The sequence below is a fragment of the Citrobacter telavivensis genome (assembly GCF_041807075.1).
GTDB lineage: Bacteria > Pseudomonadota > Gammaproteobacteria > Enterobacterales > Enterobacteriaceae > Citrobacter_A > Citrobacter_A telavivensis.
The window spans coordinates 611,643-629,662 of record NZ_JBGUBF010000002.1; the positions used below are offsets into that span (position 1 = coordinate 611,643).

The window sequence follows — 18,020 nt, forward strand, 5'->3', positions numbered from 1 at the left end:
GACTTGTCGACTTCGACAGGTCACGTCCCTTAAGGAGAGGACAATGGTTGCGGTAAGAAGTGCACATCTAAATAAAGCTGGGGAATTTGACCCGAAAAAATGGATCGAAAGTCTTGGGATCACCAGCCAGCAGTCATGTGAACGCTTAGCCGAAACCTGGGCGTATTGCCTGCAACAGACACAGGGGCATCCGGATGCGGAACTGCTGCTGTGGCGTGGCGTGGAGATGGTGGAAATCCTCTCAACGCTGAGTATGGATATCGACACGCTGCGGGCTGCGCTGCTGTTCCCTCTGGCAGATGCCAATGTCGTTAGCGAAGATACCCTGCAGGAAAGCGTAGGTAAGTCTATCGTCAACCTGATTCACGGCGTGCGTGACATGGCGGCCATTCGCCAACTGAAAGCGACCCATACCGATTCCGTCTCCTCAGAGCAGGTCGATAACGTGCGGCGGATGCTGCTGGCGATGGTCGACGACTTCCGCTGCGTGGTCATTAAACTCGCCGAACGCATTGCCCATCTGCGCGAGGTGAAAGACGCGCCGGAAGATGAACGCGTACTGGCGGCGAAAGAGTGCACCAACATCTACGCCCCGCTGGCGAACCGATTAGGTATCGGCCAGTTGAAATGGGAACTGGAAGATTATTGCTTCCGCTATCTGCATCCCGCCGAGTACAAACGCATTGCCAAACTGCTGCACGAACGACGTATCGACAGGGAGCATTACATCGAAGAGTTCGTCGGTCATCTGCGATCGGAAATGAAAACCGAAGGCGTGAAGGCGGAAGTGTACGGACGCCCGAAACACATCTACAGCATCTGGCGAAAAATGCAGAAAAAGCATCTGGCGTTTGATGAGCTGTTTGATGTCCGCGCCGTACGTATTGTCGCCGAGCGTTTGCAGGACTGCTACGCTGCGCTGGGGATTGTGCACACCCACTATCGCCATCTGCCGGATGAGTTTGACGACTACGTTGCCAACCCGAAACCGAATGGCTATCAGTCGATTCATACCGTGGTATTGGGGCCGGGCGGCAAAACGGTTGAGATCCAGATTCGCACTAAGCAGATGCACGAGGACGCCGAACTGGGCGTTGCCGCGCACTGGAAGTACAAAGAAGGCGCGGTCGCGGGCGGGGCGCGTTCAGGTCATGAGGACCGCATTGCCTGGCTGCGTAAGCTGATCGCCTGGCAGGAAGAGATGGCGGACTCCGGCGAGATGCTCGACGAAGTACGCAGTCAGGTCTTTGACGACCGGGTCTACGTCTTTACGCCGAAAGGCGATGTGGTGGATCTGCCCGCCGGCTCCACGCCGCTCGATTTTGCGTATCACATTCACAGCGACGTAGGGCATCGTTGCATTGGGGCGAAAATCGGTGGGCGCATCGTACCGTTCACCTATCAGTTGCAAATGGGCGATCAGATCGAAATTATCACCCAGAAACAGCCAAACCCCAGTCGTGACTGGCTGAACCCGAATCTGGGCTATGTGACGACCAGCCGTGGGCGCTCGAAAATTCACGCCTGGTTCCGTAAACAGGATCGGGACAAGAACATCCTTGCCGGACGGCAGATTCTGGATGATGAGCTGTCGCATTTGGGGATCAGCCTGAAAGAAGCGGAAAAGCACCTGCTGCCGCGCTACAACTTTAACGAACTGGAGGAGTTGCTGGCGGCGATTGGCGGTGGAGATATCCGTCTGAATCAGATGGTGAATTTCCTGCAATCGCAGTTCAACAAACCGAGCGCCGCCGAAGAGGATGCCGCCGCGCTGAAGCAGCTTCAGCAGAAAACGCATTCCCCGCAGAACCGCCGTAAAGATGATGGTCGCGTGGTTGTGGAAGGGGTCGGCAACCTGATGCATCACATTGCCCGTTGCTGCCAGCCGATTCCGGGCGATGAGATTGTCGGGTTCATCACCCAGGGGCGCGGGATTTCTGTCCATCGGGCAGACTGTGAGCAGTTGGTCGAACTGCGCGCGCATGCGCCAGAGCGCCTCGTGGAGGCCGTCTGGGGCGAAAGTTACTCGGCGGGATACTCGCTGGTGGTGCGCGTACAGGCCAACGATCGCAGCGGCTTACTGCGTGATATCACGACGATTCTGGCGAACGAGAAGGTCAACGTGCTTGGCGTTGCCAGCCGCAGCGATACCAAACAGCAGCTCGCCACCATCGACATGACGATTGAAATCTATAACCTGCAGGTGCTGGGACGCGTGCTCAGCAAGCTGAATCAGGTCCCCGATGTGATTGACGCGCGTCGTTTGCACGGCAATTAATTATTTGTAGGCCGGATAAGGCGTTAGCCGTCATCCGGCAATATCAGAATGCCCGATGACGTTTCGCTTATCGGGCCTATTTTTCAGGATGTTCCAATGACTCAAATTGACCGCCTGCTTGGCATCATGCAGCGCCTGCGCGACCCGGAAACCGGCTGTCCGTGGGATAACGAACAGACTTTCGCCACGCTTGCCCCCTACACCCTTGAAGAAACCTACGAAGTACTCGACGCGATTTCTCGTGAAGATTTTGACGATCTACGCGGTGAACTGGGCGACCTGTTGTTCCAGGTGGTGTTTTACGCGCAGATAGCCCAGGAAGAGGGGCGCTTTGATTTCAATGACATTTGTGCCGCCATCAGTGACAAACTGGAGCGCCGACATCCGCACGTTTTTGCCGATGCTCAGGCTCATAACAGCAGCGAAGTGCTGGCTCGTTGGGAGCAAATTAAAACCGGCGAACGGGCGCAAAAGGCGCAGCATTCTGCCCTTGATGATATTCCGCGTAGCTTACCGGCGTTAATGCGGGCACAGAAAATCCAGAAGCGTTGTTCGAATGTTGGCTTTGACTGGACGACGCTGGGCCCGGTGGTTGACAAGGTGTACGAAGAGATTGACGAGGTCATGCACGAGGCACGGCAGGTCGTGGTCGACCAGGCTAAACTGGAAGAGGAAATGGGCGATTTGCTCTTTGCCACTGTCAATATGGCCCGTCACTTAGGCACCAAAGCGGAGACCGCCCTGCAAAAAGCCAACGAAAAGTTCGAGCGGCGTTTTCGTGAGGTCGAGCGGATTGTGGCGGCACGGGGCCTGGAAATGACGGGGGTTGATCTGGAAACCATGGAAGAAGTCTGGCAGCAGGTAAAACGGCAGGAAATTGATCTCTAAGGAGTTTGAGCGGTCAAGGGCGTTTTGTGTGATTTTTTAAATAACAAGCTCTTGATTTGCGTCAAAAACATTTACCCCAAAGGGGCTATTTTCTCACTCCCGATGTTAAATGTGAGCTGACGAAGAGGAGGGATAATGAAAGTTTGTGGCGTACGTCATGTTCGGGTATACTACTTTCCCGTCCTGGTTATTCCATCGTTTCACCCTAACTTCTCAGGTTCAGCATGACAACGAACTATATTTTTGTGACCGGCGGGGTCGTATCCTCTCTGGGTAAAGGCATTGCCGCAGCCTCCCTCGCAGCCATTCTTGAAGCCCGTGGCCTCAACGTGACCATCATGAAACTGGATCCGTATATTAACGTCGATCCGGGTACCATGAGCCCAATCCAACACGGGGAAGTGTTCGTTACCGAAGACGGCGCTGAAACCGACCTGGACCTGGGTCATTACGAGCGTTTCATTCGCACCAAAATGAGCCGCCGCAACAACTTCACTACGGGTCGTATCTACTCTGACGTTCTGCGCAAAGAGCGTCGTGGCGACTATCTGGGGGCGACCGTACAGGTTATCCCGCACATCACCAACGCTATCAAAGAACGCGTGCTGGAAGGCGGCGAAGGCCATGACGTTGTCCTGGTTGAAATCGGTGGCACCGTCGGTGATATCGAATCTCTGCCGTTCCTTGAAGCGATTCGACAACTGGCGGTTGATATCGGTCGTGAACACGCGCTGTTCATGCACCTGACCCTGGTGCCTTACCTGGCCGCCGCGGGTGAAGTTAAAACCAAACCGACCCAGCACTCTGTGAAAGAACTGCTGTCCATCGGTATTCAGCCTGATGTTCTGATTTGTCGTTCCGATCGCACCGTTCCGGCAAATGAGCGCGCAAAAATTGCATTGTTCTGTAACGTGCCGGAAAAAGCCGTTATTTCAATGAAAGATGTCGATTCCATTTATAAAATTCCAGGCCTGTTGAAATCGCAGGGCCTGGACGATTATATTTGTAAACGATTCAGCTTGAACTGTCCGGAAGCTAACCTGTCTGAATGGGAACAGGTTATTTATGAAGAAGCGAATCCGGCGGGCGAAGTGACTATCGGCATGGTGGGCAAGTACATCGAACTGCCGGATGCCTACAAGTCCGTTATCGAAGCGCTGAAACACGGTGGTCTGAAAAATCGTGTGACCGTCAACATTAAGCTTATCGATTCGCAGGATGTTGAAACGCGTGGTGTCGAAATCCTGAAAGATTTGGACGCTATCCTGATCCCTGGCGGCTTTGGCTACCGTGGTGTGGAAGGGAAGATCGCCACTGCACGCTATGCGCGTGAGAACAATATTCCTTATCTGGGCATTTGCCTGGGTATGCAGGTTGCGTTGATTGAGTTTGCGCGTAATGTCGCCGGTATGGACAACGCCAACTCGACGGAATTTGTGCCAGACTGTAAGTACCCGGTTGTGGCGCTGATTACCGAATGGCGTGACGAAGAAGGCAACGTTGAGGTTCGTACTGAGAAGAGCGATCTCGGCGGCACGATGCGTCTGGGCGCGCAGCAGTGTCAGCTTGGCGACGATAGTCTGGTTCGTCAACTGTACGGCGCACCGACCATTGTTGAGCGTCATCGCCATCGTTACGAAGTCAACAATATGCTGTTGAAACAGATTGAAGCTGCGGGTCTGCGTGTTGCAGGCCGTTCCGGTGATGATCAGTTGGTCGAGATCATTGAGGTACCGAATCATCCGTGGTTCGTGGCCTGTCAGTTCCATCCGGAATTTACTTCCACGCCACGTGATGGACATCCGCTGTTTGCTGGCTTTGTGAAAGCCGCCAGCGAGCATCAGAAGCGTCAGGCGAAGTAAGAAGTAAAAAAGTTAGAACGGCAACGCGTACCAAAGGTACGCGTTGTTTGTCTGGAGTTTTAGTTTAACTTGTACTGAGGAAAACCTAATGTCCAAAATCGTTAAAGTCATCGGTCGTGAAATCATCGACTCCCGTGGTAACCCGACTGTTGAAGCCGAAGTACACCTGGAAGGTGGTTTCGTCGGTATGGCAGCAGCTCCGTCAGGTGCTTCTACGGGTTCCCGCGAAGCGCTGGAACTGCGCGATGGCGACAAATCCCGCTTCATGGGTAAAGGCGTACTGAAAGCTGTTGGCGCGGTTAACGGCCCGATTGCTCAGGCAATCCTTGGCAAAGATGCCAAAGATCAGGCTGGCATCGACAAAATCATGATCGACCTGGACGGTACTGAAAATAAATCCAACTTCGGTGCAAACGCCATCCTGGCTGTGTCTCTGGCAAACGCCAAAGCTGCTGCTGCCGCTAAAGGCATGCCGCTGTACGAGCACATCGCTGAGCTGAACGGTACTCCGGGCAAATACTCCATGCCGGTTCCGATGATGAACATCATCAACGGTGGTGAGCACGCTGACAACAACGTCGACATCCAGGAATTCATGATTCAGCCGGTTGGCGCGAAAACCCTGAAAGAAGCCGTACGTATGGGTTCTGAAGTGTTCCATAACCTGGCTAAAGTTCTGAAAGCGAAAGGCATGAACACGGCTGTGGGTGACGAAGGTGGCTACGCGCCGAACCTGGGTTCTAACGCAGAAGCGCTGGCTGTTATCGCTGAAGCGGTTAAAGCAGCAGGTTACGAGCTGGGCAAAGACATCACTCTGGCGATGGACTGTGCAGCCTCTGAATTCTACAAAGACGGTAAATACGTTCTGGCGGGCGAAGGCAACAAAGCGTTCACCTCTGAAGAATTCACTCACTTCCTGGAAGACCTGACCAAACAGTACCCGATCGTTTCTATCGAAGACGGTCTGGACGAGTCTGACTGGGATGGTTTTGCTTACCAGACCAAAGTACTGGGCGACAAAATCCAGCTGGTTGGTGACGATCTGTTCGTAACCAACACCAAGATCCTGAAAGAAGGTATCGAGAAAGGCATCGTTAACTCCATCCTGATCAAATTCAACCAGATCGGTTCTCTGACCGAAACGCTGGCTGCAATCAAGATGGCGAAAGACGCTGGCTACACGGCTGTCATCTCTCACCGTTCCGGTGAAACTGAAGATGCAACCATCGCTGACCTGGCTGTTGGTACCGCTGCAGGCCAGATCAAAACCGGTTCTATGAGCCGTTCTGACCGCGTTGCTAAATACAACCAGCTGATTCGTATCGAAGAAGCGCTGGGTGAAAAAGCACCGTACAACGGTCGTAAAGAGATCAAAGGCCAGTAATTTATTACTGCCGCTTTATGCTCTGAAAAACCCGCTTCGGCGGGTTTTTTTATGCCTGCGGTTAGCGCAGCCGCTGCGCATGACCAGGAAGACGAAATCTGCGATAATTACAGATTATCCCTTTAACAGAGAACGCTATGCAGTACCCGATTAACGAGATGTTCCAGACCCTGCAAGGTGAGGGTTACTTTACCGGCGTCCCCGCCATTTTTATTCGTTTACAGGGATGCCCGGTCGGCTGTGCCTGGTGCGATACCAAACACACCTGGGATAAGCTTGAGGATCGGGAAGTCTCCCTGTACAGCATCCTGGCGAAAACCAAAGAGAGCGATAAATGGGGCGCGGCGAACAGCGAAGATCTGCTGGCCGTGATTAGTCGACAAGGGTACACCGCGCGTCATGTGGTGATTACCGGCGGCGAGCCCTGTATCCATGACCTGATGCCACTTACTGATTTGCTGGAAAAAAATGGATTCAGCTGCCAGATAGAGACCAGCGGTACGCATGAAGTGCGCTGCACACCCAATACCTGGGTGACCGTTTCGCCGAAGGTGAACATGCGTGGTGGTTATGACGTTCTCTCACAGGCCCTGGAACGCGCGAATGAGATTAAACATCCGGTCGGTCGCGTGCGTGACATTGAAGCGCTGGACGAACTGCTTGCCACGCTGAGTGACGACAAACCGCGAGTGATTGCGCTGCAACCCATCAGTCAGAAAGAGGATGCCACACGCCTGTGCATCGAAACCTGCATCGCGCGCAACTGGCGCCTGTCGATGCAGACGCACAAATACCTGAATATTGCCTGATAAAAAGCCCGGCGGGTTAACCTGTCGGGCTTATCTGTAGGCCGGATAAGACGTTTCGCGTCGCCATCCGGCAAGACGAAACATTTACTCGCCGCGATAGACGCAGCCCGCCGTACAGGTTTCTTTCACCATCACCGCGCTCAACAGGGGGAGTGACGGTTTGACCTGATCCCAAATCCATTTTGCCAGCACTTCGCTGGTCGGATTTTCCAGACCGGGAATGTCGTTCAGGTAGTAATGATCGAGCCTGTCGTAAGTTGGCTTGAACGCGGCTTTTAATTCGGCGAAATCGATAATCCAGCCTGTATGTGGACAGACTTCACCGGTGACTTCAAGGCGCACCATAAAGGAGTGTCCGTGCAGACGGCCACATTTATGCCCTTCAGGAACATGGGGCAGATGGTGAGCGGCTTCGAAGGTGAAATCTTTAAACAGGGTGGTGGTCATCTTAAACTCTCAGTCAGGCAAAAAACCGCCGTAGGGTACCGGAAAGTACATTTTTTATCATTAACTAAAACGGCTTTCCGTCGCAGATTACGTCATTCATCAACTTTATAGGAGATAACTTCATATATTTCATGTGGTTATTTAATCGTTTTTGTTGTTAATAACTAGAACTAAAACAGGTTAGTCCATTTGGTTATTTGTTATTTCCATCCCTTCTTTAATTGTTACTATCACCGCCGTTACCCTTATCTTCAGTTTGGGTTTTATTGCTTAAATCCGCTTTGCTTACTGGAACATAACGACGCATGACGACACAGGCCCCACCTTCCGCTTTGCTTCCGCTGAACCCGGAGCAACTGGCCCGCCTTCAGGCGGCCACTACCGATCTCACGCCCATGCAGCTTGCATGGGTTTCTGGCTATTTCTGGGGCACGCTGAATCAGCAACCCGGCGCGACCGTTGCGACGCCGGCCCCCGTTGCTGAAATGCCGGGCATCACATTGATCTCCGCGTCACAAACGGGCAATGCGCGTCGTGTGGCAGAAGCGCTGCGTGACGACCTGCTGGCGGCAAAGCTCAGCGTCACGCTGGTGAACGCAGGCGACTACAAATTCAAACAAATCGCCAATGAGAAACTGCTGGTTGTCGTCACGTCTACACAGGGTGAAGGCGAGCCGCCGGAAGAAGCCGTCGCGCTGCATAAGTTCCTGTTCTCTAAAAAAGCGCCGAAGCTCGAAAACACGGCATTTGCTATTTTTGGTCTGGGTGATACGTCATACGAGTTTTTCTGTCAGTCAGGCAAAGATTTTGACAGCAAACTGGCGGAACTTGGCGGTGAGCGTTTGCTGGATCGCGTTGACGCCGATGTGGAATACCAGGCCGCCGCCGCCGAGTGGCGTACCCGTGTGGTTGAGGTGTTGAAATCACGTGCGCCGGTTGCGACACAGACTCCGTCGATTGCCAGCGGAGCGGTGAATGAGATCCATTCCAGCCCGTATACCAAAGAAGCGCCGTTGAGCGCGGCGTTGTCCGTGAATCAAAAAATCACCGGCCGTGATTCAGAGAAAGATGTTCGCCATATTGAAATCGATCTCGGTGAGTCGGGTCTGCGCTACCAGCCTGGCGACGCGCTGGGCGTCTGGTATCAGAACGATCCTGCGCTGGTGAAAGAGATGGTGGAACTGGTCTGGCTGAAAGGTGATGAGCCCGTTACGGTCAATGGCCAGTCTCTGTCGCTGTCCGACGCGTTACAGTGGCATGTCGAACTGACCGTCAATACCGCCAATATCGTTGAAAACTATGCCACCTTAACGCGCAGTGAATCGCTGTTGCCGCTGGTTGGCGACAGGGCACAGTTGCAGCATTATGCGACGACAACGCCGGTTGTCGATATGCTGCGTTTTTCGCCAGCACAGCTGGATGCACAGGCGTTGGTCGACCTGTTACGTCCGTTGACGCCGCGCCTTTACTCTATTGCGTCGTCTCAGGCTGAAGTGGAGAACGAAGTGCACATCACCGTCGGTGCGGTACGTTATGAAGTGGAAGGTCGCGCGCGTGCCGGCGGCGCATCCAGCTTCCTCGCCGATCGCGTTGAAGAAGAGGGCGAAGTGCGTGTGTTCATCGAACATAACGATAACTTCCGTCTGCCGACGAACCCTGAAACGCCGGTGATTATGATTGGTCCGGGTACGGGCATCGCGCCGTTCCGCGCCTTCATGCAGCAGCGCGCCGCTGATGAAGCATCAGGTAAAAACTGGCTGTTTTTTGGCAATCCCCACTTTACCGAAGATTTCCTCTACCAGGTGGAATGGCAGCGTTATGTCAAAGAGGGCGTACTGAGCCGTATCGATCTCGCCTGGTCACGAGATCAAAAAGAAAAAGTGTACGTACAAGACAAACTGCGCGAACAGGGCGCAGAACTGTGGCGCTGGATTAATGACGGTGCGCATATTTATGTCTGCGGCGACGCTAATCGCATGGCGAAAGACGTTGAGCAGGCATTGCTGGAAGTGATTGCTGAATTCGGCGCGATGGACGCGGAATCAGCGGATGAATTTTTAAGTGAGCTGCGCGTTGAGCGCCGTTATCAGCGAGATGTCTACTAATGAGCGAAAAACATCCAGGGCCCCTGGTGGTCGAAGGTAAACTGACGGACGCCGAGCGCATGAAGCTGGAAAGCAACTATCTGCGCGGCACCATTGCTGAGGATCTGAATGACGGTCTCACCGGCGGTTTTAAAGGTGATAACTTCCTGCTGATCCGTTTTCACGGCATGTACCAGCAGGATGACCGTGATATCCGCGCCGAGCGTGCAGAACAGAAGCTGGAGCCGCGTCACGCGATGCTGCTTCGCTGCCGTCTGCCGGGCGGTGTCATCACCACCAAACAGTGGCAGGCGATTGATAAGTTTGCCCATGACAACACCATTTATGGCAGCATTCGCCTGACCAACCGGCAGACGTTCCAGTTCCACGGGATCCTGAAGAAGAACGTGAAGCCGGTGCACCAGATGCTGCACTCCGTTGGGCTGGACGCGCTGGCAACCGCCAACGACATGAACCGTAACGTGCTGTGTACCTCGAACCCGTACGAGTCAGAGCTGCATGCCGAAGCTTACGAGTGGGCGAAAAAGATATCCGAGCATCTGCTGCCGCGTACCCGCGCCTATGCTGAAATTTGGCTCGATCAGGAAAAAGTCGCGACCACCGATGAGGAGCCGATCCTCGGTCAGACCTATCTGCCGCGTAAGTTCAAAACCACGGTGGTGATCCCGCCGCAGAACGATATCGATCTGCATGCTAACGACATGAACTTTGTCGCGGTTGCGGAAAATGGCAAGCTGGTGGGCTTTAACCTGTTGGTGGGCGGCGGTCTTTCCATCGAGCACGGTAACAAGAAAACCTACGCCCGTACGGCGAGCGAATTTGGCTATCTGCCGCTGGAGCACACGCTGGCCGTGGCAGAAGCCGTTGTCACCACGCAGCGTGACTGGGGTAACCGTACTGACCGTAAAAATGCGAAAACCAAATATACGCTGGAACGCGTGGGAGTCGAGACGTTCAAAGCGGAGGTGGAACGTCGTGCCGGCATCAAATTCGAACCGATTCGTCCGTACGAATTTACCGGTCGTGGCGATCGTATTGGCTGGGTGAAGGGCATCGACAATAAATGGCATCTGACGCTGTTTATCGAAAATGGTCGAATTCTCGATTATCCGGGACGTCCGCTGAAAACGGGCCTGCTGGAGATTTCGAAAATCCATAAAGGCGAGTTTCGTATTACCGCGAATCAGAATCTGATTATCGCGGGTGTTCCGGAGAGCCAGAAGGCGAAGATTGAGAAGATCGCGCAAGAGAGCGGCCTGATGAACACGGTGACGCCACAGCGTGAAAACTCCATGGCCTGCGTGTCTTTCCCAACCTGTCCGCTGGCGATGGCGGAGGCCGAGCGCTTCCTGCCGACGTTTATCGATAAAATTGATGGTTTGATGGCGAAGCATCATGTCAGTGACGAGCATATCGTGATGCGTGTGACGGGTTGCCCGAACGGCTGCGGCCGCGCGATGCTGGCAGAAGTCGGGCTGGTCGGGAAAGCGCCGGGACGCTACAACCTGCATCTTGGCGGTAACCGAATCGGCACGCGTATCCCGCGGATGTTCAAAGAGAACATCACCGAACCGGAAATTCTCGACTCGCTGGACGAACTGATTGGGCGCTGGGCGAAAGAGCGAGAAGCGGGTGAAGGCTTCGGCGACTTTACGGTGCGTGCGGGCATTATTCGCCCGGTGCTCGATCCTGCCCGGGATTTCTGGGAATAACGTCTTATTGCCGGATGGCGGCGTGAACACCTTATCCGGCCTACGGATTTTGTAGACGCCCGGTGGCCGTTGTAGGCCTGATAAGCGAAGCGCCATCAGGCAAAGCCGTTGCAGGCCTGATAAGCGAAGCGCCATCAGGCAGTCAAACAGTGAGGAACCTATGTCCAGACTCGATCTACACGCTCTGAACGCGCTGCCGAAAGTGGAGCGCGTGATGGCACTGGCTGAAACCAACAGCCAACTGGAAAAACTTGACGCTGAGGGGCGCGTAGCCTGGGCGCTGGAGAATTTGCCTGGCGAATACGTCCTCTCATCAAGCTTCGGGATTCAGGCGGCGGTGAGTCTGCATCTGGTCAATCAGATCCGCCCGGATATCCCGGTGATCCTGACCGATACCGGCTATCTTTTCCCGGAAACCTACCAGTTTATTGATGAGTTAACGGACAAGCTCAAACTGAATCTGAAGGTTTATCGCGCCCCCGAAAGCGCCGCCTGGCAGGAAGCGCGTTATGGCAAACTGTGGGAGCAGGGCGTGGAAGGCATCGAGAAATACAATGAGATCAACAAAGTCGAACCGATGAACCGGGCGCTGCAGGAACTCAATGCGCACACCTGGTTTGCGGGGTTGCGTCGCGAACAGTCCGGTAGTCGTGCGCATCTGCCCGTGCTGGCTATCCAGCGTGGGGTCTTTAAAGTGCTGCCAATTATCGACTGGGATAACCGCACGGTTTATCAGTACCTGCAAAAGCACGGGCTGAAGTATCACCCGTTGTGGGATCAGGGCTATCTTTCCGTGGGGGATACACATACCACGCGCAAATGGGAACCCGGCATGGCAGAAGAAGAGACACGTTTCTTTGGGTTGAAGCGTGAGTGCGGACTGCACGAAGGCTAAAATAAAAATCTGAAAATATTATCCCGGGCTGTTTTATAAATCGCTTTGTTTTACCCTTGGTGACGTTATTGCCGGAGGCAGTGACGTCAATTTAAAACTGAGGGATTAACTAAATGAAAAAGATTTTTTTTGTTGCGATGCTAACTCTGGTGTCTGGTTCTTCTTTTGCAGCAATTACTGATACTTGTCAGCAATACTTTGATGATGTTGATGCGTTGATTGTTCAGGCATCAAAAACCAGCGATCAGGCTAAACAGCAGATGGAAGCAATGAAACCTCAACTGGAGGAGGCTAAGAAGCAACTCGCAGGATTACCGGCTGAAAATCAGGATGCTGGCTGTAAACAAGGCGCTGCTGCGCTGGTACAAATGAAGCAGTCCATGGGCATCCAATAATTTATTATAAAAGAGCGTAATGGAAATAAACGACGCTCAGAATGGTGTCACTCTTCGCGTCTTTTGCCGGATAGCAATATCGCTTTATCCGGCCGTATGATTAGCTCGCTTTCGCTAATTCTTTCACCAGCGGCAGCATAATGCGCATGACGTCGCGATTGCGATGTTCAATACGTCCAGGCAGGGCTTTATCAATATGCTGTTGATTATCCAGACGTACGTCGTGCCAGCTATTTCCTGCCGGGAAAGAGGCGGTTTTGGCGCGCTGTTGGTAACCATCTTTCTTGCCGAGATTCCAGTTCGTCGCCTCGACGGAAAGCACCGAAATTCCCGCTTTATCGAAAACCTCTGCGTCGTTGCAACAACCGGTGCCTTTTGGATAATCCTTATTCAGGCCAGGATTAGTGGTAGCGACAATACCATGACTGCGCGCGAGAGCTAATGCCCGGTCGCGGGTTAATTTGCGCACGGCTTCCGGGGTATTTTGCCCACTATTAAAATACAACTTATCGCCGACGATCAGGTTATCGAGATTAATCACCAACAGTGTGTTTTTCTTCTCGGCCGCGCTCATGCGTTTGAGCAGGTTTTCGGCCCCCAGTTTTCCCTCTTCCTCGCCGCTGGTGGCAATAAAGCGAATACCGTATTCGGTAGGCACATTTTTCAGGCGTTCTGCCAGTTCGAGCATAACGCCCAGTCCGGCGGCGTTATCATCCACACCTTGCAGTGTCAGACCGCCAAGATTTGCATCGGTATCGGTGTCACTTTGCGGGGCGTAGGTGTCCAGATGCGCCATGATAATAATCTGCTGCGGGGCTTTGCCTTCATGAGCGGCAATGACGGTACTGCCGGTCACGTTATGCCAGTTTTTGCGGTTATTTTTAGCGGTATAAATGTAGCGACTGTTGAACGTGCGGATATCGCTGCGATAGCCCATTTGCTCAAACTGCTGGCGTAAATAGTCGGCAGACAACATTTCTGCCGGGGAACCGGTCATCCTTCCCGGGAAAACGGTCGCAATATGACGGGTCTGCGTTGTCGCAAAATCGCCCGGTTTTGGGGATGACGCCTGAGCGGGGACAATAAAGCATACGCCGAGCGCCAGGAGAGCAGAAAGACGGCGCGTTGCGGAAAACATAGTGAATCCTTAATAGCCAGCGGGGGAAACCCTGAATACAAAGCAAAAATTTTAATCCATCTAGTATGAAACGGTGACCTCGCTAAGACAATTTCATTTGCTCTTAAATGCCCGAATTCCGGCGGGTTAAGCACTTTTTGATATTTGCTTTGCCAGATCGTTATTCCTTTGAGGAACTACTCATTCCAATTCGTAATTTCATTCGTTCTCCTGCGCTCCCTATAGTCGGGTTATCTGACGTGCTCGACATTCGCGGTATTGTAAAGGAACGGTTATGGACCAAAAACGACTCACCCACCTGCGACAGCTGGAGGCCGAAAGCATCCACATCATTCGCGAGGTGGCGGCTGAATTCTCTAACCCGGTAATGCTGTACTCCATCGGCAAGGATTCCAGCGTCATGCTGCATCTTGCCCGTAAGGCATTCTATCCGGGGTCGTTGCCGTTCCCGTTGCTGCATGTCGATACCGGCTGGAAGTTCCGCGAGATGTATGAATTCCGCGATCGTACTGCCAAAGCGTACGGCTGCGAGCTGCTGGTGCATAAAAACCCGGAAGGGGTGGCGATGGGCATCAACCCGTTTGTCCACGGCAGCGCCAAGCACACCGACATCATGAAAACAGAAGGACTGAAGCAGGCGCTGAACAAATACGGTTTTGACGCCGCATTTGGCGGCGCGCGTCGCGATGAAGAAAAGTCGCGGGCGAAAGAGCGCATCTACTCCTTCCGCGACCGCTTTCACCGCTGGGACCCTAAAAACCAGCGTCCTGAACTGTGGCACAACTACAACGGGCAGATTAACAAAGGCGAAAGCATCCGCGTTTTCCCGCTCTCCAACTGGACCGAACAGGATATCTGGCAGTACATCTGGCTGGAAAACATTGAGATCGTCCCGCTGTATCTGGCGGCAGAGCGCCCGGTACTGGAGCGCGATGGCATGTTAATGATGATCGATGACGATCGCATCGACCTGCAGCCCGGCGAGATGATCAAAAAACGGATGGTTCGTTTCCGTACCCTCGGCTGCTGGCCGCTGACCGGCGCCGTGGAGTCAAACGCGCAAACGCTGCCGGAAATTATTGAAGAGATGCTGGTCTCGACCACCAGTGAACGTCAGGGCCGCGTGATTGACCGCGACCAGGCGGGCTCTATGGAGCTGAAGAAACGTCAGGGGTATTTCTAAGGAGCCGCCATGAACACCACACTTGCACAACAAATCGCCAATGAAGGCGGCGTCGAAGCCTGGATGGTCGCCCAACAACATAAAAGTCTGCTGCGCTTTTTAACCTGCGGCAGCGTGGATGACGGCAAAAGTACGCTGATCGGTCGCCTGCTGCACGATACGCGTCAGATTTATGAAGATCAGTTGTCATCGCTGCACAACGACAGTAAACGCCACGGCACGCAGGGAGAGAAGCTGGATCTGGCGCTGCTGGTGGATGGCCTGCAGGCCGAGCGCGAGCAGGGGATTACCATTGACGTGGCGTATCGCTATTTCTCTACCGAGAAGCGTAAATTTATCATTGCCGATACCCCCGGGCATGAGCAATACACCCGCAATATGGCGACCGGCGCATCAACCTGCGATCTGGCGATCCTGCTGATCGACGCCCGTAAAGGCGTGCTGGATCAGACTCGTCGTCACAGCTTCATCTCAACGCTGCTGGGGATCAAACACCTGGTGGTGGCGATCAACAAAATGGATCTGGTCGACTACAGCGAAGAGACTTTTGCACGCATTCGCGAAGATTATCTGACCTTTGCTGAACAGTTGCCGGGCAATCTGGATATCCGCTTTGTGCCACTTTCTGCGCTGGAAGGTGACAACGTGGCCTCCCAGAGCACCAGCATGCCGTGGTACAGCGGCCCGACCTTACTGGAAGTGCTGGAGACGGTTGAGATCCAGCGTGTGGTCGACAGCCAGCCAATGCGCTTCCCTGTGCAGTACGTAAACCGTCCGAACCTCGATTTTCGGGGCTATTCCGGCACATTGGCCTCTGGTCGCGTTAAGGTGGGACAGCGCGTGAAGGTGCTGCCATCCGGCGTGGAATCCAGCGTGGCGCGGATCGTCACCTTTGATGGCGATCTGGATGAAGCCTTTGCCGGTGAAGCCATTACCCTTGTTCTGAAAGACGAGATTGATATCAGCCGTGGCGATCTGCTGCTGGCGGCGGATGAAAGCCTGCCGGCGGTACAGCACGCTGCTGTCGATGTGGTCTGGATGGCGGAACAGCCGCTGGCGCCGGGACAAAGTTACGAAATCAAAATCGCGGGCAAAAAGACCCGTGCGCGCGTTGATAACGTGCAGTATCAGGTGGATATCAACAATCTGACGCAGCGTGAGGTGGACAATCTGCCGCTGAACGGCATTGGTCTGGTGAATCTGACCTTTGATGAGCCGCTGGTACTGGATTCTTATCAGCAGAACCCGGTGACCGGCGGGCTGATTTTTATTGATCGTCTGAGTAACGTCACCGTGGGTGCCGGTATGGTCCGCGAACCGATTGTGCAGGAGACCGCTGCGCCGTCAGAATTCAGCGCCTTTGAGCTGGAGCTGAATGCGCTGGTGCGTCGTCACTTCCCGCACTGGGGCGCTCGCGATCTGCTGGGAGGGAAATAATGGCGCAGCATGACGAAAACATCGTCTGGCATGCCCATCCCGTCACGCCGCAACAGCGCGAGCAACACCACGGTCATCGTGGTGTTGTGCTGTGGTTTACCGGGCTGTCGGGGTCCGGTAAATCGTCGATCGCCGGGGCGCTGGAAGAGGCGCTGCATCAACTGGGCGTCAGTACCTATCTGCTGGATGGCGATAACGTTCGCCACGGCCTGTGCAGCGATCTGGGGTTCAGCGATGCCGATCGTAAAGAGAACATCCGTCGCGTGGGCGAAGTGGCAAACCTGATGGCGGATGCCGGTCTGGTGGTGCTGACGGCGTTCATTTCTCCGTACCGCGCGGAGCGGCAGATGGTACGTGAGCGCGTCGGTGAGGGACGCTTCATTGAAGTGTTCGTGGATACGCCGCTGGAAATCTGCGAAGCCCGCGATCCGAAAGGGTTATATAAAAAAGCGCGCGCTGGCGAGTTGCGCAATTTCACCGGAATTGATTCCGTATACGAAGCGCCTGAATCGCCTGAGGTTCATCTTAATGGCGAACAATTAGTAACAAATTTGGTCGCCCAATTATTAGACCTGCTCAGACAGAGCGATATTATCAGATCCTGAGACACCTGACTTGTGTGTACAGTCAGTCAAGGTTACAGGATTTAATATGCGCGATAGCCAGAACATCACACTCACAACGACAGACGCGTTTGCTACTGATGACGAAACCACCTGGTCGCTGCCGGGCGCCGTGGTGGGTTTCGTGTCATGGCTGCTGGCGTTGGGGATCCCCTTTCTGGTGTATGGCCCTAACACATTGTTTTTCTTCATCTACACCTGGCCTTTCTTCCTGGCGCTGATGCCCGTTGCGGTCGTCGTGGGTATCGCGCTGCATTCCCTGCTCAACGGCAAATTGCGCTACAGCATTGTCATAACCCTGCTGACCGTTTGCGCGATGTTCGGCGCGCTGTTTATGTGGCTGCTGGGCTAAAGCGCGACCACTGTCCATAATTCAAACCGTAACTAACAATGAGATGATGTTCTCAGGGTTCTGGGTATACGTTATAAAGGGCAATTGTGGTACATTTGCCCGCGTTGTTGCGGCTTTCCCGCCCGCAAACGTCGTGTCGTTTGCGGAAGTATGGGAGGATGATGCCGTTTTTCAGGGGGCAGGATGGGTAAACTAACGCTGCTGTTGCTGGCTTTACTGGTCTGGCTACAGTATTCGCTGTGGTTCGGTAAGAACGGCATACATGATTACAGTCGCGTCAATGATGACGTGGCGGCGCAGCAGGCGACAAACGCCAAACTTAAAGCACGTAACGATCAGCTCTTTGCCGAAATTGACGATCTCAATGGCGGTCAGGAGGCTATCGAGGAGCGTGCACGCAACGAACTCAGCATGACTAAGCCGGGCGAAACGTTTTATCGTCTGGTGCCCGACGCGTCTAAACGCGCGCAAACTGCGGGGCAAAATACTCGTTAAACCAGCCCAGGAAATCA

16 protein-coding genes are annotated in these 18,020 nt (G+C 53.8%); 14 read left to right on the plus strand and 2 right to left on the minus strand.

Annotation, left to right across the window (positions count from 1 at the left end):
* Positions 1-43 precede the first annotated feature (43 nt).
* From relA to queE, 5 genes are all read left to right on the plus strand, one after another.
* Positions 44-2,278 (plus strand): GTP diphosphokinase, encoded by a 2,235-nt coding sequence (gene relA / locus ACERJC_RS13940; protein ID WP_152402437.1) that lies wholly within the window; start codon positions 44-46, stop codon positions 2,276-2,278.
* A gap of 96 nt (positions 2,279-2,374) precedes the next feature.
* Entirely contained in the window at positions 2,375-3,166 is a 792-nt protein-coding gene (gene mazG, locus ACERJC_RS13945) for a nucleoside triphosphate pyrophosphohydrolase (protein ID WP_286632180.1), read from the plus strand.
* 224 nt (positions 3,167-3,390) lie between these two features.
* The gene (gene pyrG / locus ACERJC_RS13950) at positions 3,391-5,028 is read left to right on the plus strand and encodes a glutamine hydrolyzing CTP synthase (protein ID WP_286632179.1); all 1,638 of its coding nucleotides are present in this window, start codon (positions 3,391-3,393) and stop codon (positions 5,026-5,028) included.
* 88 nt (positions 5,029-5,116) lie between these two features.
* Positions 5,117-6,412: a phosphopyruvate hydratase gene (gene eno / locus ACERJC_RS13955; RefSeq protein WP_042322547.1), complete on the plus strand. Its 1,296-nt coding sequence runs from the start codon at positions 5,117-5,119 to the stop codon at positions 6,410-6,412.
* Between the two features lie 137 nt (positions 6,413-6,549).
* Positions 6,550-7,221, plus strand: a complete 672-nt coding sequence (queE, locus tag ACERJC_RS13960) for a 7-carboxy-7-deazaguanine synthase QueE (RefSeq protein WP_373671907.1) — start codon at positions 6,550-6,552, stop codon at positions 7,219-7,221.
* Between the two features lie 84 nt (positions 7,222-7,305).
* Here queE and queD read toward each other — a convergent pair whose 3' ends face one another.
* Positions 7,306-7,668, minus strand: a complete 363-nt coding sequence (gene queD / locus ACERJC_RS13965; RefSeq protein WP_152402449.1) for a 6-carboxytetrahydropterin synthase QueD — start codon at positions 7,666-7,668, stop codon at positions 7,306-7,308.
* Positions 7,669-7,973: 305 nt separating this feature from the next.
* Between queD and cysJ the strand changes: the two genes are divergently transcribed.
* From cysJ to ACERJC_RS13985, 4 genes are all read left to right on the plus strand, one after another.
* Complete coding sequence (gene cysJ / locus ACERJC_RS13970) at positions 7,974-9,773, plus strand: NADPH-dependent assimilatory sulfite reductase flavoprotein subunit (protein WP_373671908.1); 1,800 nt, start codon at positions 7,974-7,976, stop codon at positions 9,771-9,773.
* The gene (gene cysI, locus ACERJC_RS13975) at positions 9,773-11,485 is read left to right on the plus strand and encodes an assimilatory sulfite reductase (NADPH) hemoprotein subunit (protein WP_373671909.1); all 1,713 of its coding nucleotides are present in this window, start codon (positions 9,773-9,775) and stop codon (positions 11,483-11,485) included. Before cysJ ends, cysI begins: the two co-directional genes overlap by 1 nt.
* A gap of 160 nt (positions 11,486-11,645) precedes the next feature.
* Complete coding sequence (gene cysH, locus ACERJC_RS13980; protein ID WP_373671910.1) at positions 11,646-12,380, plus strand: phosphoadenosine phosphosulfate reductase; 735 nt, start codon at positions 11,646-11,648, stop codon at positions 12,378-12,380.
* 113 nt (positions 12,381-12,493) lie between these two features.
* A complete protein-coding gene (locus tag ACERJC_RS13985) occupies positions 12,494-12,775 on the plus strand; it encodes a DUF5339 domain-containing protein (RefSeq protein WP_371895371.1) in 282 nt (93 codons plus the stop codon).
* 100 nt (positions 12,776-12,875) lie between these two features.
* Here the strand turns inward: ACERJC_RS13985 and ACERJC_RS13990 are convergent, their stop codons facing one another.
* Positions 12,876-13,913, minus strand: coding sequence for an aminopeptidase (locus ACERJC_RS13990; protein WP_373671911.1), 1,038 nt, complete (start codon positions 13,911-13,913; stop codon positions 12,876-12,878).
* Between the two features lie 274 nt (positions 13,914-14,187).
* Here ACERJC_RS13990 and cysD point away from each other — a divergent pair, with 274 nt between their 5' ends.
* From cysD to ftsB, 5 genes are all read left to right on the plus strand, one after another.
* Positions 14,188-15,096 (plus strand): sulfate adenylyltransferase subunit CysD, encoded by a 909-nt coding sequence (gene cysD / locus ACERJC_RS13995; protein WP_042322572.1) that lies wholly within the window; start codon positions 14,188-14,190, stop codon positions 15,094-15,096.
* A 9-nt stretch (positions 15,097-15,105) separates the two neighbouring features.
* Positions 15,106-16,533, plus strand: a complete 1,428-nt coding sequence (gene cysN / locus ACERJC_RS14000) for a sulfate adenylyltransferase subunit CysN (protein ID WP_373671912.1) — start codon at positions 15,106-15,108, stop codon at positions 16,531-16,533.
* Positions 16,533-17,138 (plus strand): adenylyl-sulfate kinase, encoded by a 606-nt coding sequence (cysC, locus tag ACERJC_RS14005; protein WP_373671913.1) that lies wholly within the window; start codon positions 16,533-16,535, stop codon positions 17,136-17,138. Before cysN ends, cysC begins: the two co-directional genes overlap by 1 nt.
* Before the next feature lie 46 nt (positions 17,139-17,184).
* Positions 17,185-17,508, plus strand: coding sequence for a DUF3561 family protein (locus ACERJC_RS14010; protein WP_178826651.1), 324 nt, complete (start codon positions 17,185-17,187; stop codon positions 17,506-17,508).
* A gap of 183 nt (positions 17,509-17,691) precedes the next feature.
* A complete protein-coding gene (gene ftsB / locus ACERJC_RS14015) occupies positions 17,692-18,003 on the plus strand; it encodes a cell division protein FtsB (protein WP_042288707.1) in 312 nt (103 codons plus the stop codon).
* The last annotated feature ends 17 nt before the right edge of the window (positions 18,004-18,020 follow it).

What these genes read in the sequence shown, in the direction of transcription:
- relA (WP_152402437.1), top strand. Translation starts at nt 44, where the DNA reads ATGGTTGCGGTAAGAAGTGCACATCTAAATAAAGCTGGGGAATTTGAC.
- mazG (WP_286632180.1), top strand. Translation starts at nt 2,375, where the DNA reads ATGACTCAAATTGACCGCCTGCTTGGCATCATGCAGCGCCTGCGCGAC.
- pyrG (WP_286632179.1), top strand. Translation starts at nt 3,391, where the DNA reads ATGACAACGAACTATATTTTTGTGACCGGCGGGGTCGTATCCTCTCTG.
- eno (WP_042322547.1), top strand. Translation starts at nt 5,117, where the DNA reads ATGTCCAAAATCGTTAAAGTCATCGGTCGTGAAATCATCGACTCCCGT.
- queE (WP_373671907.1), top strand. Translation starts at nt 6,550, where the DNA reads ATGCAGTACCCGATTAACGAGATGTTCCAGACCCTGCAAGGTGAGGGT.
- queD (WP_152402449.1), bottom strand. Translation starts at nt 7,668, where the DNA reads ATGACCACCACCCTGTTTAAAGATTTCACCTTCGAAGCCGCTCACCAT.
- cysJ (WP_373671908.1), top strand. Translation starts at nt 7,974, where the DNA reads ATGACGACACAGGCCCCACCTTCCGCTTTGCTTCCGCTGAACCCGGAG.
- cysI (WP_373671909.1), top strand. Translation starts at nt 9,773, where the DNA reads ATGAGCGAAAAACATCCAGGGCCCCTGGTGGTCGAAGGTAAACTGACG.
- cysH (WP_373671910.1), top strand. Translation starts at nt 11,646, where the DNA reads ATGTCCAGACTCGATCTACACGCTCTGAACGCGCTGCCGAAAGTGGAG.
- ACERJC_RS13985 (WP_371895371.1), top strand. Translation starts at nt 12,494, where the DNA reads ATGAAAAAGATTTTTTTTGTTGCGATGCTAACTCTGGTGTCTGGTTCT.
- ACERJC_RS13990 (WP_373671911.1), bottom strand. Translation starts at nt 13,913, where the DNA reads ATGTTTTCCGCAACGCGCCGTCTTTCTGCTCTCCTGGCGCTCGGCGTA.
- cysD (WP_042322572.1), top strand. Translation starts at nt 14,188, where the DNA reads ATGGACCAAAAACGACTCACCCACCTGCGACAGCTGGAGGCCGAAAGC.
- cysN (WP_373671912.1), top strand. Translation starts at nt 15,106, where the DNA reads ATGAACACCACACTTGCACAACAAATCGCCAATGAAGGCGGCGTCGAA.
- cysC (WP_373671913.1), top strand. Translation starts at nt 16,533, where the DNA reads ATGGCGCAGCATGACGAAAACATCGTCTGGCATGCCCATCCCGTCACG.
- ACERJC_RS14010 (WP_178826651.1), top strand. Translation starts at nt 17,185, where the DNA reads ATGCGCGATAGCCAGAACATCACACTCACAACGACAGACGCGTTTGCT.
- ftsB (WP_042288707.1), top strand. Translation starts at nt 17,692, where the DNA reads ATGGGTAAACTAACGCTGCTGTTGCTGGCTTTACTGGTCTGGCTACAG.